This window comes from Pseudoduganella ginsengisoli (assembly GCF_009720865.1).
Classification (GTDB): domain Bacteria; phylum Pseudomonadota; class Gammaproteobacteria; order Burkholderiales; family Burkholderiaceae_D; genus Rugamonas; species Rugamonas ginsengisoli.
Genome location: NZ_WNLA01000023.1, coordinates 1 through 15,934 on the forward strand (window position 1 = coordinate 1; position 15,934 = coordinate 15,934).

The 15,934-nt window shown below is 56.7% G+C and carries 14 protein-coding genes; 9 read left to right on the forward strand and 5 right to left on the reverse strand.

The window, feature by feature from the left end:
- Positions 1 to 205 precede the first annotated feature (205 nt).
- Positions 206 to 730, forward strand: a complete 525-nt coding sequence (locus GM668_RS24810; RefSeq protein ID WP_155441661.1) for a hypothetical protein — start codon at positions 206 to 208, stop codon at positions 728 to 730.
- Positions 731 to 857: 127 nt separating this feature from the next.
- Here the strand turns inward: GM668_RS24810 and GM668_RS24815 are convergent, their stop codons facing one another.
- Both GM668_RS24815 and GM668_RS24820 read right to left on the reverse strand, forming a co-directional pair.
- Positions 858 to 4,355 (reverse strand): PEP-CTERM sorting domain-containing protein, encoded by a 3,498-nt coding sequence (locus GM668_RS24815; protein WP_155441662.1) that lies wholly within the window; start codon positions 4,353 to 4,355, stop codon positions 858 to 860.
- A 270-nt stretch (positions 4,356 to 4,625) separates the two neighbouring features.
- Entirely contained in the window at positions 4,626 to 4,967 is a 342-nt protein-coding gene (locus GM668_RS24820) for a TraK family protein (RefSeq protein WP_155441663.1), read from the reverse strand.
- A 557-nt stretch (positions 4,968 to 5,524) separates the two neighbouring features.
- Between GM668_RS24820 and GM668_RS31345 the strand changes: the two genes are divergently transcribed.
- The 5 genes from GM668_RS31345 (at position 5,525) to GM668_RS24840 (ending at position 8,226) form a co-directional block, all read left to right on the forward strand.
- Positions 5,525 to 5,848 (forward strand): low molecular weight protein tyrosine phosphatase family protein, encoded by a 324-nt coding sequence (locus GM668_RS31345; RefSeq protein WP_170305814.1) that lies wholly within the window; start codon positions 5,525 to 5,527, stop codon positions 5,846 to 5,848.
- A 59-nt stretch (positions 5,849 to 5,907) separates the two neighbouring features.
- A complete protein-coding gene (locus GM668_RS24825) occupies positions 5,908 to 6,426 on the forward strand; it encodes a hypothetical protein (RefSeq protein WP_155441664.1) in 519 nt (172 codons plus the stop codon).
- 123 nt (positions 6,427 to 6,549) lie between these two features.
- Positions 6,550 to 7,089, forward strand: coding sequence for a hypothetical protein (locus GM668_RS24830; protein WP_229499884.1), 540 nt, complete (start codon positions 6,550 to 6,552; stop codon positions 7,087 to 7,089).
- Between the two features lie 121 nt (positions 7,090 to 7,210).
- Positions 7,211 to 7,429 carry a hypothetical protein gene (locus GM668_RS24835; RefSeq protein WP_155441665.1) on the forward strand — a complete coding sequence of 73 codons (219 nt, stop codon included), beginning with the start codon at positions 7,211 to 7,213 and terminating at the stop codon, positions 7,427 to 7,429.
- A 194-nt stretch (positions 7,430 to 7,623) separates the two neighbouring features.
- Positions 7,624 to 8,226 carry a DUF4231 domain-containing protein gene (locus GM668_RS24840; RefSeq protein WP_155441666.1) on the forward strand — a complete coding sequence of 201 codons (603 nt, stop codon included), beginning with the start codon at positions 7,624 to 7,626 and terminating at the stop codon, positions 8,224 to 8,226.
- Between the two features lie 137 nt (positions 8,227 to 8,363).
- Here GM668_RS24840 and GM668_RS24845 read toward each other — a convergent pair whose 3' ends face one another.
- The gene (locus GM668_RS24845; protein WP_155441667.1) at positions 8,364 to 9,884 is read right to left on the reverse strand and encodes an alkaline phosphatase D family protein; all 1,521 of its coding nucleotides are present in this window, start codon (positions 9,882 to 9,884) and stop codon (positions 8,364 to 8,366) included.
- Positions 9,885 to 9,978: 94 nt separating this feature from the next.
- On the opposite strand from GM668_RS24845, the gene GM668_RS24850 reads away from it, so the two are divergent.
- On the forward strand, positions 9,979 to 10,953 hold the full coding sequence (locus tag GM668_RS24850; protein ID WP_155441668.1) for an SGNH/GDSL hydrolase family protein: 975 nt from the start codon (positions 9,979 to 9,981) through the stop codon (positions 10,951 to 10,953).
- 67 nt (positions 10,954 to 11,020) lie between these two features.
- Here GM668_RS24850 and GM668_RS24855 read toward each other — a convergent pair whose 3' ends face one another.
- Positions 11,021 to 11,785, reverse strand: coding sequence for a flagellar regulator YcgR PilZN domain-containing protein (locus GM668_RS24855; RefSeq protein ID WP_155441669.1), 765 nt, complete (start codon positions 11,783 to 11,785; stop codon positions 11,021 to 11,023).
- Positions 11,786 to 12,082: 297 nt separating this feature from the next.
- On the opposite strand from GM668_RS24855, the gene GM668_RS24860 reads away from it, so the two are divergent.
- Positions 12,083 to 14,155 (forward strand): response regulator, encoded by a 2,073-nt coding sequence (locus GM668_RS24860; protein WP_155441670.1) that lies wholly within the window; start codon positions 12,083 to 12,085, stop codon positions 14,153 to 14,155.
- On the opposite strand, the gene GM668_RS24865 is transcribed toward GM668_RS24860, so the two are convergent.
- A complete protein-coding gene (locus GM668_RS24865) occupies positions 14,139 to 14,768 on the reverse strand; it encodes a class I SAM-dependent rRNA methyltransferase (protein WP_155441671.1) in 630 nt (209 codons plus the stop codon). The genes GM668_RS24860 and GM668_RS24865 overlap by 17 nt on opposite strands.
- A 154-nt stretch (positions 14,769 to 14,922) precedes the next feature.
- Between GM668_RS24865 and GM668_RS24870 the strand changes: the two genes are divergently transcribed.
- Positions 14,923 to 15,870, forward strand: a complete 948-nt coding sequence (locus tag GM668_RS24870) for a helix-turn-helix domain-containing protein (protein ID WP_155441672.1) — start codon at positions 14,923 to 14,925, stop codon at positions 15,868 to 15,870.
- Positions 15,871 to 15,934: the final 64 nt, after the last annotated feature.

The following is a 15,934-nucleotide window of genomic DNA, read 5'->3' on the forward strand; positions in this document are numbered from 1 at the left end:
CACATGACTCTCAAGGACCAGACTCCAAAAGACTTCGCTCGGAGGCTGGTCACTGAAGGGGGGGGAACGGGCCCTTAGCCGACCAAATTCTCGGCAGCGAAGTGTCCATGAAATCCAAGCGGATCACTTTGCCCTAAATTATGGCTCAGGAGTGTCTACAATACTCGTGGCGATTCAAGTTTCCTAACTCAGGGGAGTTTCTGTCGTGAGCCAAGAGCCATTTTCTGATCATCAGGTAGATATCGACGAGGAGCAAAAGGAGGCGACTACTGACTTAACCTGGATCGAAAAGGCTACTGTGATTGGGGAACTGCTGCTTACTGAACTCGGCGGCGGTCCCATCTTCTTTTTGCAGATTATAGTCACGCTCTTGTTGTGGGCGCTGTTCAGGGGAACCGACGAACTAATTCGCTCGCTGCCTCCCTGGGCGCTGGCAGCCGCCGGTGGTGGCGTCAGTTGCATGCTGCCCGCAGCATTGTTGCTCAGGCTGCCGCAGTTCTTTTTTGCTCCGGTTGGCTTGACCATGTTGTTAGCTATTGACGTTGCGTGTTCCGGCTACGTTATAGGCGAGTCTGCTCGGACGGCCGCCCATGGCCCCATGGGATTTCTGAGTTTTTCCGAACTCGTGGAAGGCTTTGCGTGGCTGGTTGCGAGCATGCTGGCGCTTGGTGGGTTGCTGTCCTGCGGCATGGTGGCAGCGCACTACAAGGAACTGCGCCGGTCGCGGTAGCATCAATAATCGCTGCTGCTCTTGGGCAGGTATGTCACAAGCAACTGAAGCTGAGTTGTAATGCCTGCACAAATCCAACTGCGCGCGCCGTTGCGATGGCTTGCATGGCGCGCAGAGACCTCACGCATTAGTCCGCCAAATTCAAGGTAACGTGGACGTGGTGGTGGTGATTTGGCCAAGGGAAGTATTTGCTGTTGTCCCATGTGCCCACTTCCAAGTCGAACGGGCTGCCGTTGACTGTCACCGTCCCCGTGCGCAGCAAGACTGCCCCCCAGTCAGCGCCGGAAATGGCGCCTGATCCGGGACCGCTGCGGATATAGCCGACTTGGGTAACCGATCCCAGAGCTGCGAGCTTGTCGATTCCGGCACGCGTGGCAGCGATCCAGGACTGGATTTCGGCCTTTGCCGCCTGGCCCTGTGCGCGCGTGGCCGCATTGGTGCTGGTGAGCTTGGGCAGGTCAAGCAGGCGCTGGACCAGTTTTTCGTAGTTGGACGTGCCGCTATCCGCATTGGCGCCAGCGAACAGGTAAAAATGATACATGTCGATGTCGGTTCCCTTGGCATGGCTGGCGTGCCCAAGATCTTTGCCATGCTCGCCCGAGACGTCGTTGACGGGCTCAAGCATTGCGGCGTTCTCTTGCATCCACTCGTATGCGCCCTTGGAGCACCAGTCGTCTCCACCCGCGTCCCGCCCGCCAAACCGCGGCAGCGAGGATGGCATGCGCCATAGTGGATGTTTGTCGACATCGGTTTTCGACGCGTCCAATGTGTTGCCTTCGCCGTCCTTGGCCTTGAGTGTGAATCGGTAGCGCGTTGCACTCGTCGGTGGCGGAGCCGCTGTTACTGTGGAGGCGTGGCTCTTGAAGGTGCCAATGACACGCAGCGTGTGGTCATCGACCCAGTTCGCGTCCATGCCGACCGCCTCGTCAAGAACGAGCGCATCGTCGCCCGCGCCCAGCATCTCGACCTTGACGTTTTCGACTGTCACGTCATCCGGCTTGACGACATCCAGGTTGAAGCGGCGCTGGAAGGTGCTGTTTTGGCCCGTAGGCGGTACGCTGTAGTAGCTGCCGTTGTTGTGCGAAACCCAGGCATCAGGCGCCGGGCTTACGGCGTTGATGTCGATGTGCGCGCTGGGAGCCAGCTTCGCATACACGGAGGTCGGCAGAATTTCGTCGCCGATGTTGGTGGCAAAGGCGGACAGCGTCAGTTTGGTAGAGTCTTCCTTGGCAAGTTGGGTTACGTCAAAGCTGCGCGTCAGTTCGCCCGTCGTCCCGTCGGCTTGCCATACTGGAGGTGTTTCGAGTTGCGAATTGACCTGCATCGTTTGGTCGAACAGGATCGACCCATCGGCATCGGCCCGCACTGTTACGCCCCAAATGTCGTTGAATTTGCTTTGGGCGGTGACGTAGTCGGGATATTCCCTGCTTGAAACAATATACGTCAATGTCACCTGCTTCGTTCCCTTTGGCACTGTCAGCGTTGCGCTGTCCAAAATGGCGGCACCCTCGGCGCCGGCTGTCACATTCACGGCCACCTCGTTTGCGGCGGACGTTGTCACATTTTTTGACAGTAATTGCTGGCGCTGGCGTCCAGCCGACTGGGCTTGGCGCTCTCGCCGTTGCTCGGTCGTTGTGGCGTCCTCGCGTGCGTTGCCGGTGGCAGCCGCTTTCGCCATGATGGTGCCCGTGGCGGCTGGCGTGCTTTTTGAGATCGGGTCATTGGGTGACAACAGGGGCAATGTTATGGAGAGGTCCTTCACCACGGTGAAAACGCCCGCGCCCCGATACGTGTGGCCTCCTTGTAACGTGCGTGCCTCCAGTCGCAGGTTCCCTCCGGGCAGGGCCGGCAGAACGAAGCTGCCGTCAGATGCAGTGACGGTCGAGAGGACAATGTCCGTATTGAGCACGGTCGCGATCACCCGCACGCCACCCAGCGGCAGGCCCGGAACGGAGGCCGGTGCTGTCAAGCGCCCCGACACATGGTAGCGCCCCATGTGGAAGGACTGGCGCCCATAAAAGGCAGTGCCCATGCTGTCTGCGCCGCGCACTTCCAGTTCCACGCCGCCGGGTAGGGACGATAGGACCTTTCGCAGTGCTTCAGGATTGGTTGGCCGTACGACGCCGTCCTGGTCGAGTTTGAGCAGGGATTGAAGGCTGAGTAGCCTCTTGCCGGTTCTGTCATACAGGTCTGCACCAGCCAGGTCGCGCAGGAGGGCTGTGCGTTCGCCTGGCAGCATGAAGCGCATGCTCCATGTGGCAAACGACGCATCGAGCAGCCGTTGCTGCACCTGGTCGATCCGTAATTGCGCCGGGGAATAGACTTCCTTGTCGCTGTCCAGGATGACATCGACATTCGCCAAGTCCCCGACAGGTACCTCTAACGTGGCCACCCCTACCGCTGTCGGTGCTAGCCGGGCGATGACGTCCGCCGTTCCGCTGGCGCATAGTACGGTAAGTGTGCCGTCTGGACCGGTCTTGCCACGCGGCACTCCGTTGACAAGTACTTCGACGCCAGGACCTGCCGGGCGCGTTTCTCTGCCTTCGCCATTGACCGGGCGCACCCGTAACTGACCACGTGCCGACGGCAACAGGACCGTACCGCGTACGCTTAGGCCGTACGTGATCGGCAGGCGCTGCGGGTCGATAAATTTGACGACTGCCGTGGCGCTGGCGCCAGGAGGCACGATACCAGTGTCGAGAGGAACGTCCACCCATGCATTAGCCTCGCTGTCGACGGTTGCCGCGTTATAGACGGTCGCACCTGGTGTGGCGATATCACGCACGGCCAGTTGCAATGGTCCGGTGACCGGCTCTCCGCCGCGGTTGGTAAGTGTTACGGTCGTGTCAAACGTGTCCGTCACCCGGTTATAGACCACCGGTCCTTTGGCGAAGGTAAACGATGCGTCCAGGCGCTCAGCAGCCTGTGCCGTGCCCGTTGCATAAAGGGCCAGAGCAAGAATCATCGGCATGCGGCGGCGCAGCGCCAGCATGGCCAGTCCCAGTATCACCAGCGCAAACGTACCCGGCTCGGGCACGCTTTGTTGCAGTGATTCCGCGCTGACGATGACCTCGCCGCCCAGCGCCGAATAAACAGACAGCCCACCGAATCCGCTGCCATCCAATGCCAGCACGAACAGCGCGTCGGAACCCGTTGGATCGGAGGTGGAAAATAGCGGTGCTAGTGCGTTGATGTCGAGCAGGTGCAGGGACAGGGAATCTGGAGAGCCACCCGGCGAATGATTATCGGTTGTAACGAGGTCGAAGGCGAGTATAGGCGAGAGCGCCGGTATGACGAGGCTGGCTTCGCTGAAGAAGTCGGTGTCGTCGCGCAGCGTGACGGCGCCGGGCAGCAGGCCGGCCACGCCGCCAAGCGCCGAAGCGGTGCCGGTCGGCCCGTGTGCATCGAAACCCGTGATGGTCACGCTGTTGGCGGGCATGCCGCTTCCGATCAGGTCGATTGCCAGAACCGTGCCGGCACTGGCAATCGCGGTGGTATCGACCTGGAAGCGTATCGCGGTGGACATGGCGTGCGACTGCACTAGCAGTAGCGCCGCGAGGAGCGCCTGGCGCCTGAATAACGAGAAGGCGTATCGCAAGGCACGTAGTGGCAATGTGAAAGGCATCGTTCCTCCTGAATACGTGACTCGACATGGGGAAAACTAACTCAGCCTCTGCAATTCCAGTGCCAGCCTGTGAAAGCAAGCTAGACTGCGGCGTGCCGGTGAATTGAGCGGCGAATGAGGTGTTCACTGTCAGATCTACCGACGTTTTTAAGTAAGTTGCCATGTGTCGGCGGCGACCAGCATTGCCAGCCAGTGCTTTCACTGCCGCGTACCAAGTCATGCACCGTACTGTGCGGGTTCTGGTATTGCAAATATGATATTGTTTTCGTTTTAAAAATTCAGCGGTTCTGCATTGACGGAGGGGCCATAGGCATTTCTCATTGCTGGCTGCTGCGGTGGTTGTGGGCTGGCTTTGTCCTCGGTGGCGTGCTGGCTGAACTGGTCGGTGTCCCGTATCAGGCAGTGGACGTAGCGCCGGAACGTGTCGTAGCTGAAATCGATGCGCTGGTGGGCCTGCATGTGCTTCCAAATGATCTTGACCGTGTAGCTCGCCCGTCTGGCGGCGCCGACGTCATTCCTCACGGCCAGGAAGGCAACCAGGTTGCCGTCGCGCCGGCATTCCTCGTGTTGCTTGACCCACTCGCCGATCTGATCAGTGAAGCGCTTATTCATGGCGTTTGTCCTATTTCTTTGCATGTTTTAGCGTGGCTGTAGCGCTTTTGTCCCGCTGTTTTTTGCAGTTGTATGCCGCTCGATGCCGTGGCGTGCGTTTATCCGCTGTTGGTGCAGTTTCTTCGCTGCTGTGCGCTTTTGAATGCATGCCGGGGCATGCTTTCTTCATGTTCGGCGAAGGTGGCCGGAGTGCGTTGAGGTGGGCCAAGCAGAAAATCGTGCCGAAGTCGTTGTTCAGCCTTGGCGTAAAAGCATTTAAAACGCGGGCAGGATAGGTGAAGTTAGCTAACTTTTCAGGTTGCTATCTTCACGTTCCTTATTCGCGCCTGCGGTGCTCAACGGAGATCCTGTAGCGGACCGACTCCGCTCAGGAGCACCGGGTGGATTTCACTGACAAAATGTCATAGGAATGGTGGTGTGAACTATTGTAAAGATGCTATGCTGCAACTAACAGTAGCTCTCAGTGCGGGCAGTGGTTTATGGCGAACCTCAGAGAGCCCAATGGCAGCGGCCACTGGTTGCCGACAGTAAACGGACTTTGACCATGTGAAGTTCCAATGAAGCGAGCTCTATTTATTTGTACCCAAAATCGGCTGAGAAGCCCAACAGCTGAACACATATTTGCGAGTTGGCCAGATGTTGAGACCGATTCGGCCGGGCTCGGTAACGATGCTACGGTGCCGCTTTCATCCGAACAGATAGCATGGGCGAACATCATATTCGTAATGGAAAAAACGCACCGGAATCGGCTGTCGTCCAAGTTTCGTAAATTTCTGAACGGAAAGCGCGTCATTTGCCTGGATATCCCTGATGAGTATGAGTATATGCAGCCGGAATTAATCAAATTGCTTGAGGTGAAGGCTGGCAGGTTTTTGCTTTGAGATTCAAAGGCAGCTTACGGCCACAAGCGGACACTTGTAAGAACACATTGGATTAGCTAATGACAATCTTCCTATTCACCATAGCAGCTGTCGCAGGACTCACAGCGGCGTATTGGTGGTTTATCGGCCGCAATCGACCTATTGTACCTCCGCTGAATATCGCTGATGATGACCCCTTGATGCTTGAAGCCGTTGAGAAGGCGCGTGAATCAATAACAGAATTACGCGGCCATTTTGTTGAGTCAGCTGAGCATGTACAAGTGAAGGTCCCATTCGTGACAAGTAGTGGTACTACCGAATTCTTATGGGGGGAGCTCCTTGCCATCACGGCAGAGGACATGGAGGTCAAGTACCTTACACCACCGGTCACACACACGGGATATCTGGAGCGAATTCATCGTCACCCGATAGGCGAGCTAAGGGACTGGGTGTACATGAAGAATCCTGGCAATTATCAAGGCGGCTTTTCAATGCGCGTTATGTTCATACGCGGACGAGAACTGTGGGGGGAGCTCCCGCCAAATATCAAGGCCGAAGAAGCTAATTATGGAAACATCAGCGCCCAAAACAGTCGCTGAATCGATCACTTCGACAATCGGACAAGAACTGCCTCTGACTTTAGTTACCCGTCGAGATGAAAATGAACCGCACCACCGACGCAACCCGTTAATTTGAACAGCATGCGAATCGCATCCCGACATATGCCGAAGTACATCCGCAAAAAAGCAGGCCGTGCGCTTTGGATGTATTTAGCTATCCTCTTCGCAGCGTTCCTTTATTGCGTCGTTTCAGCTCCCGTTGTTACTTTAGTTTTCGCACTGCTGCTTTATGGCGCTTTCTTGATGGCCCGTAGATCAACGAAGCAAGTTGAAGAACAACTTCGTTGCCTTGTTAGAGAACGGGAAGGTGAGTCGATCTGCGAGTTCGCACGTGCCTTTGATGCGAGACAAGTCGACGCCTGGATAATTCGTGCCGTGTACGAACAACTTCAAATTAACCTGGACCATGTCCATCCAGCATTTCCCGTGCGAGCATCAGATAGACTGAAGGAGGATCTTCATCTTGATGACGACGACTTGGACATCGACGTTGCGCAAGAAGTCGAACAACGCACGGGTAGAAGCCTGGAAAGCTCGAGTTCAAATCCGTATTTCGGTAAGGTTAAAACTGTTCGTGACCTAGTCATGTTCTTCCAGGCTCAACCGAAATGTAGAAACCCCGGATATGCGGTACGCGGATAGGCCCAATTCGGCCAAAAGCGGACACGTAAATTGAGCAGGTCATCGGCTGAGTTCGGCCCAGAGTAGCCGAAAACATTTCAAGCTTGAGTAGTTGTTGATATATAAATCTAAAAGGACATACATGATTGCATTTCGAGATTTTTCGCCTCGTCAAACCGATCAGTCTGCTGGAATTGATCGAGCACTGGTCGAAGTCAACCAATGGCTGGCACGCACTGGTATCAAACCGTTGAACATCGAAACACTGAGGAACGTTACCGGGACGATGGCAATTTCTTCGTCCGATGTAGGGCTTCGGGTGTGGTATATGGTCGTTGGCACAGCAGACGCCGAAGGCTAACCAGTTATTGCTGGCGCTTGCGCGTGGCCACGCACTTGCACAATCTGTGGCGGCGTTCGTTTCAGGCCGGTAGCCCTAAACTAATGGCAATGTGGTAATTTTTCCACTGTTACATTTCGTGAAGATTTGGTAGATGATCAAGAGCAAAATGATAACAATTAGGCGGGATTCTCCGTACCCTGTTGAGGAATGAAATGCAATGGCGAAATGTAACGATAGCGGTAGCGCTGATTGTCGTCGTGGCGATGGGATTAGTGTATTTCAGCGAGACAAACGGACATCTGCGAGGAGAACCTGTGAAGGAACTCTTGCTACCGTATACAAAGAGCTCGGACACCGAAAAGAAAATGGTTGCGTTGGCGTTGATTGGCAATTACAACGAGACGCGGCAGATCGCGGCGCTATGGAGCAGCCTATATTGGGGCTTCACCTGGGCTGCGGCAGTATTGGGAGCGTTATCGGGACTGATACTAAAACTTGAATCATTCCTGAGTGATGACAAGATCCGCAAGGATATCGCGGCCCTATTCACGGTAACAGCGGCGATCATGATCACCGTATCGACGGGTGGTGATTTTCAGCGCAAGTGGCGAACAAACCGCGCTGCCGCGGCTCAGATAGAACAGCTTGGGTATGACTTTGCCAGCAAGAACGGCGACCAGGCAGGGACATATCTAACAAAGTTGAGCTCGATCTTGATGCAGCGGCATCTATCGATCATCGGTATGCCGGAAGAAGGCGAAGTACGGCAGCGGGCTGCAAGCAGCCCCATGATCCAGAGGCAGGGCGGGAATTGACAGTATTCGCAGCGCAAGTTCGGTCCGATAATTCTGTTCCTGAACGCGCTGTTTTGACGGGGCGAACCGAGCGCTGACTGGCTTAATGCCATTTCTCAGTTTGCTGGTTCAAAAAGGCGCGTTCTTCTTCCGTCATCCTATTTCTCCCCTGGCGCAGCGGTGACCTTGACTGGATGTATGACTTTCGTGTGTGGAGTCTCAACGCCTTCCACATGCCAATTACACCAAAGCCGGTTCTGTGGATCCGGCTCGATTGCCAGCCAGTTCCGGGCGCCGATTAAGTAATGATTGCGGCCAGCCAAAGGTTGCATGGTAGCGGTGATCCCTTGGTCAACTTGTTCGACACTGGATGCATTGGTTTCCAATACGTACCGGACAAGCGCTGGAGGCGGCGGGTGGACGATGCCGGTGGAAATCAGCTGATTGATGACAGCCTCACCTCGCTCTGCTTCCGCATCACGGGTGGACTCGATGACAGACAATGCTCCCACGTGCACGTCGCCGGAGAGGATGGTAACCCGGGCCCTTTTGCTTTTTGCATGGGAAAACAGCCGATGGACCAGACGCTTTCTTTCCTGGATATGCGCCGGGCTAGACCAATGATCGCGTAAATCATCCTCCAGTTCCTGTTGACCAGGCAATACTCCCAGCAGTTTTTCAATGGTGCCCAAGTCCTGGTAGGCGACAGGAATGCTGGACATCACCAATAAATGGCGTGCCGGCTCATCCGGGCAGTTTGCCATCCAGTCGTAAATGGCGTCCCAACTTGCCAGCGAAATAATTTGATCCGGTTTCGGTTGCCGTTCCGAACGCAGGTCGGGAACCAGCAGCGACATTTTTCCCAGGCGCTGAAAGCCAAGATGAAAACCATTTGCCCCTTTAATGCTTGCGGGATGCAATTCATTCGCATCGCACTGCAATTGAAAAAGCCTGAAATATCTTCGTGCAATTTCAAATATGCCTTGGTATACCGGTGAATTGTGCCAATTATAAGGATAGGAACCCCAGCCATCCATGATGTCATGGTCATCCCACATCATCACAGTGGGAATAGAGCGGAACGCCTGGGCGATTTTTGCTTTATTCCAGCGCTCCACATATATCTTGCAAAAATACTGATCCAGTTCCGCTGCCATGGAACTGGTTAAGGGCGTCTGGAAGCGCTCGTCCGCAGGCAGGTCGAGCCAATCGGCCATTTCCTTGATTTCTTTCCACATCCCGTCCGAATAAACCTGATCTCCGCCCATTAAAAGCAAATGATAAGGCTGCTTTGCATGGGTGTCGGTCAAATGGCGCCAGCGTTCATAATGATCATCGCCGGCTTTCATTAACTTGGCGTCGGAATACCCATTGCAAGATCCATACGCTATGCGAGGAGTCTCCCCGGCGGCAGGGACCAGAAAGCTGCCACGTTCACCTTCAATTTCATAGTCGATTTGGCGCGCCTGCCCAGGTATTATATGGAATTCGATGCGCCATGCAGTCATGGTGGGTAATGCAAATGGAATTGTGGCAATCGCCTTGCAAGTTACCTCTTTGGCTCCGGCAGCAGTACATCTCGGCTCTTTATCCGCTGCATCAAGAATAACAAGGGCGCTCACCAGATATTCCTCGGTATTTCCCCTGAATTGAAGAATAGGGCCAAGATTTAGAGCCATGATGCCGCCTTTTATGTGCGTTGGTCGTATTTTCAAGGTTACACGAGTTTTTAATTTTAAAATCTCTCTAATTATCACTTCTGCAGGAGGCAAAATGGATATGCTGGTGCTGGGCGATTCAGTGACTTGGGGGCAGGGCTTGGCTCTGGATCAGAAGTTTTGCACGCTGCTATATCAAGCCCGGTATAAGCGGGCCCCAGTTCTGAATCGCGATATGGCGATCCTGGCGCATTCCGGCGCTATCATCGGAGTGGACGGCGCCCCGAACAGAAAGCAGGCACATGGTGAAGTGCCGAGCCCCTACCCGTCGATATTGACGCAGTGTGATATGTTCAAGGGCCAGCTTGCCGAGGAAGCGATTGTGATCGTCAACGGCGGCATCAATGATATCGATCCATTCAACATTGTTGACCCGCGCACGTCTTCTGCCAGGTTGGATGACATGATCGAAGAGCGCTGCTATAAAGACATGGTGACCTTGCTGACCCAAGTCGCGAAAAAATTCAAGGGGGACAAGGTGCAGATCGTCGTTCCTGGGTATTTCCCCATATTGAGCGCGAAAAGCGATCCGGCACGGCTGCCGCACTTTCTCAGTGCCGCGGTCGGCCTGGACATCAGCCATATGCTGGGCCTGGGGCTGAATTTTGGCGTTAACTTGCAGCTTAATCCGGCACTGTTAAACCCTCCCCTGTTACATGGCCATCTTTGGAGCAAGGTCATTGCCAACTGCCATCTATTCTTTGACAAGTCGACAGTCTGCTTGCGGCGTGCAGTGAATGACGTGAACACTGTCCTTGGTGGTCACCGGGTGCGGTTCGCCAGTGTCCCGTTTAAGGACGAGAACGCTGCATTGGCAAGTGATGCGTGGTTGTGGGGAGTCGATCTGACGCCGCCAATTGCACAGGATCCGGAGCGTGTTAACCGGTTTGCGGCCTGTAACATCGATGAGAAAAACCTCTTGAGACTTCCTGTCTGCTATTGCGCGTCCGCGGGCCATCCGAATGACATTGGCGCCCAGCAATATTTATCGGCGATGCTGCAAGTGGTAACGCCTTTGAGCAAGCCCTGACTGTGCACTCAATCTGCATACGCTGAAGGGATGTCGTCCCCTTCAGCGGCATTCAGCTGTCCCGCCGCTACGAGGCATGCCCTAATTGCCCCAGAATGCTTTTGATCCTGCTCGCCGTCGCACTCTCCAAATTCACAAACATGCACCCCAGGTGCACTTGCTCGCCCAGCAGGAATGAACGGAACGAACGCGTAAACCGGATTTCCATTTCCGCGACGGTGATGGTTTCCGTCCCCAGGTCCAGCACGACGTCGCGCATCTTGCGCCCCTTGAGCAAACCCTTTGCCTGCAGCTTGCCACAGCGCAGGCCAAGCCCGCCCAGCGAGAAATCGTAAATCGACATCTCATGCGGTACGCCATTCATCACAAACGACGCCGTGTAATTCGACCCCAGCGGCGTTTCCACACGATCCGATGCGCGCCGGTTCAGCACCGCGCAGGTTTCGGGAAAGACCATCGGGATCAGCCGCGGCCTATCCGGCAGCGAGTTCCAGTCCAGGTTCGACAGACGGAATTGCAGCTTCGCGTTCGGCAGGCAGGCAACGAAGGTGATCTTGCCGGAAGGTAGCGCGACTTCTTCGTTCAACTCCATCACGAAATGCGGCTGCTCCGGGTCCACCGACAGGATGCGGCCTAGTATTGCTTCGCGGTTGCCGGGCGCATACATTGAGATGGCTTCGCCGCTCGCCGCAAGGAAGGTCAGCGTGTCGCCGATGTCATCTTCGCTCGTCATCTCGAACGAATTGGCCGTGGCCGGGATCGGAGTTACCGCATCTTGTGGCCTGGGCGGTCCTTTACGTGTCAGGACGGAAATGGGCTCATTGAGCTGCATATCGCGCCTCCATCTGGTGATGTTGCGTTAGACGTTTATTCAGTCTGTGCACAACTTTATTATAGGTCGCAATTTCCGGAAGGCAATCATTTTTGCAATCTGAGAAAGGGCTGTTCGTTCCGCAGCAGCCTTGCAGTCCAAGTACTTCGTTAAGAATTGACTGGTATGCAACGGCCCGTCAGTGCAGAATCGCGCGATGATTTATGATGTATCAATGCGCGATAGCAGCCCCGGTGGTAGGGCGTGGGCGCAGAACCATGGAATAGGAAGCAATCAGTGCAGCTGGATCATCGACTAATGGAATCGACCGTGCAAAGTGAAGAATTCATCAGGTTGAATTTCCCCAGGCTGGCTGCCGCGCTGGAGTACATGCCTGTCGGCGTGACCATCGTTGATAGCGACCTGACGATCCGCTTCTGGAATCCCGCGTTTTGCCAATTGCAGGGCTTTCCCGACGGTGTGATGCGTCCCGGTATCACGATGGCGGAAGTGTTCCGCTACATCGCCGCACGCGGCGATTATGGGCCGGGTGACATCGAAGACCACGTGGCGGACCGTGTGGCGCTGTGCCTGAAATTCGAGCCGCACAATTTCACGCGTACCAGTGCCGAAGGCGTCGTGATGAATATTGTCGGCCGTCCGACGTATGGCATCGACGGCGCCGTCAGCGGTTTCGTCACGATTTACCACGACGTGACATCCGAGCGGCGTTACGAAGAACAGCTGGAAGCCAAGAACAAGGAGCTGGAACACGCGAAGAAGCTGGCCGAGGCCGCCAGCGTCGCCAAAGGCCAGTTCCTGTCGAATATGAGCCATGAAATCCGCACGCCGCTGAACTGCGTGATCGGCATGGCGTATCTGGCGCTGAAGACGGAACTCGATCCGCGCCAGCGCGACTACCTGGAAAAGATCCGCTTCGCCGGCGAACACGTGCTGGGCATCATTGACGACATTCTCGATATTTCCAAGATCGAAGCCGGCAAAATGGAAATCCAGCATGTCGACTTTTCACTGGACCAGGTGGTGCAGACATTGACCACGGTGGTGGCGCCGAAGGCCGCGTCGCGTAACCTGGAACTGGTGTTCGACCTCGACCCCACGTTGCCGCCGATGCTGGTCGGCGACCCGCTGCGGCTGGGGCAAGTGCTGATTAACTACGCCAACAACGCCATCAAGTTCAGTGAGCAGGGCCGCATTGAAATCCGCGCGCGCAAGATGTTTGGCGACGCCAATGACTGCCTGGTGCGCTTCGAAGTCAGCGACCAGGGTATCGGCCTGACGCAAGAGGAAATGGCGAAATTGTTTGTCTCGTTCCAGCAAGCCGACGCGTCAACCACGCGCGAATATGGCGGCACGGGACTGGGCCTGGCGATATGCAAAGAGCTGGCCCAGCTGATGGGCGGCGACGTCGGCGTGCACAGCGTGCCCGGCGTCGGCAGCACGTTCTGGTTCACTGCCCACCTGGGCGTGTCGTACAAGACCTTGCCGGCGCTGATCGACCAGATCGGCGACGCGGCGGGCGAGCTGCTGGCCAGCGCCCACACGTCAGCCCTGATGGGGGCGCTGAAGACGGCCCGCATCCTGCTGGTGGAAGACAACCAGTTCAACCAGCAAATCGGCCAGGAAATCCTGGAAGGAACCGGCGCCACCGTGTGCCTTGCCAGCAATGGCGTGGAAGCGCTGGAATTGCTGCGGCAGACGGATTTCGATTGCATATTGATGGATTTGCAGATGCCGCTGATGGATGGGCTGGAAACGACGCGCCGCATCCGCGCTGATGCGCAGCTGGCGAACATTCCCGTGCTGGCCATGACTGCCACCGCCACCACCGAGGCGCGCATGCGCTGCATTGACGCGGGCATGAACGACTTCATTTCCAAGCCGGTCCAGCCGGCGCTGATGTACCGGACCGTCGCCAAGTGGCTGCCGCAATGCGCGCCGCAGGGCGCTGTGCCGGCGCAGCCGGTGCCTGTTACGCAGGCGGCAGCCGGTAGCGAAGCCGCGGTATTCGACTTTTCCGTGCTGGCGGGGCTGCTGGGCGACGATGTGCAAAAGGTGCGCAAATTCGCCTATAAATTCCTGCTCAGTTCACAGGAAGGCTTGCGCGATATGGAAGCGGCGCTGGCGCGCGGCGAAGTGCAGGCGGTCCGCGAACTGGGGCACCGCATCAAGTCGGCGGCGCGCAGTGTCGGCGCTTTCCGCATGGCGGACGTATGCCAGGACCTGGAATTCCTCGCGCAGGGCGAGGCGGCCAGTGAAGCCGCCTTTGCCGGCGCCAAAGTGGCGCAATTGAAAGACTCGCTGCAGCTGGTGACGCAGCAAATCATGCAGCACACGCCTTATATGGCGGCGCTTACTTCGGATACGTAAAACCGGTCCGGATATCCATCGGCTTCAGTTTGCCGCCGTCCAGCACCATCATGCGCTGCGGCGGTTCTTCGCCGGCCAGCGCACGGGGGAACAGCGCCAGGCCCTCGCCTTCGCGCAGCAATTTGTCGCAGCGCTCATAAACATTGTTGCAGCCCGTGGCTTTGATCAGTGCCTGCACAATCGCCACTTTCCACAGTTCGACGGCGGCGGAATTGAACTGGCACACCAGATAGCCGCTTGCTCCGCCATAGCTGTGCACCAGCAGGCCCGGCAAACCGCTCTTGTCGCCGTCGATCAGCTGCACCAGCGCCTGCGGATCAGCACCGCGCCACGCCGGTTCGCGCTCGGCAAAGGCAGCCTGCACGCGCCGTTTGATCATCGCATGGTCGACCGGCTCGTCTTCGCGCAAGGTCCAGATGCGGGCCGCGATCTGCGATTTGGCGTTGTACGCCGCGCGCGCCAGAAATTGGCGCGACGATGTTTGAACCAGCGCTGTCACGCCGGGCTTGTTGCGATCCCTGCCGTCCACTTTTTCAATGGCGGAGACATAAATCCACGGGTCGCCGGAAAGGAGGCTTTTTTCCTTCCCCTGTTTAATGGTGATGATAAGCATGCGCCATGATACCGCATGCAATACCGCATGCCGCAGTGTTGCCTTTCTGCCGAAGGTGTCTTGTTGAGCTTAAATTGTTACTTTAATATACGGTATACGATTTGGATGAATTTTTTGCGTGAATTTTTCGGGTGATTTTTTCGGGGGAATAAGCATGGCTCAGCTCACGGATGCATTCGGATGGGATACCCCCGACGCGCTCAAGGAATGGTTCAGGCTCAGCGGCGCGACCGAACCGCTGCGCGCCTGTATCGGGCCGCTGCCCACGTCTGGCGCCGTGATCGTGCGCTGGACAGCAGACCGCCCCGATACGCAGGTGCGCACGCTGGTGCCGCATCCGGACAGTTACCGCATTGCGATCCAGCTGGAGCCGGTGCAGTCGGAAATCTGGAAAGACAATGCTCCCGTATGGAGCGGCGTGATCGGCGCCAACCGCTTCCGCATTTGCATGCCGGGAGCGAAAGGGCGCTGGCATCGCATGAGCGGCTGCGACATCGTCAATATTTTCATTCCCACCGCGACCGTGCACACGATGGCGGCCACGTGCGGCCAGGACTTGGAGATGTTGAGCAACAACTGGTTTGCGCCGGACCGCATCGTCATGGACCTCACGCAAAAGCTGCTGGAAGCCGACACGCTGGCCGGTGGCTGGGCGCCGCAATTCCGCGACCATTTGACGTCGGCGCTGGTGGCTTACCTGTTGCAGCAGCACGCGCAATTGCCCGAGGCGTCCGCCAACAGCAGCCTGGCCGGTTCGCGGCTGCAAAAAATCCTCGCGTATATGGCGGAACGGCTGGCGGATGAAATTTCAGTCGTGGAACTGGCCGATGCGTGCGCCATGAGCGAATCGCACTTCTCGCGGGAGTTTTCAAAGTCGGTCGGCATGCCGCCGCACCAGTACCTGATGAAGCTGCGCCTTGAACGGGCACGCGAAGCGCTGATCGACAGCAATGCGCGCGTCATCGACGTGGCGTTGGAGCTGGGTTTTACCAGTGCCAGCCATTTCGCCCGGGCCTTTGCACGCCGCTTTGGCGTCGCACCTGCAGCATTCCGCCAATTGGCCCGCCATTCCTCTGACGAATTGTGCTCCATTGCGGCATGAGCCCGCACTAAGCTCGGCGTTCCCGCGCAGGCGGGAATCCATAGGCAGCATGCCGAATTCGCGC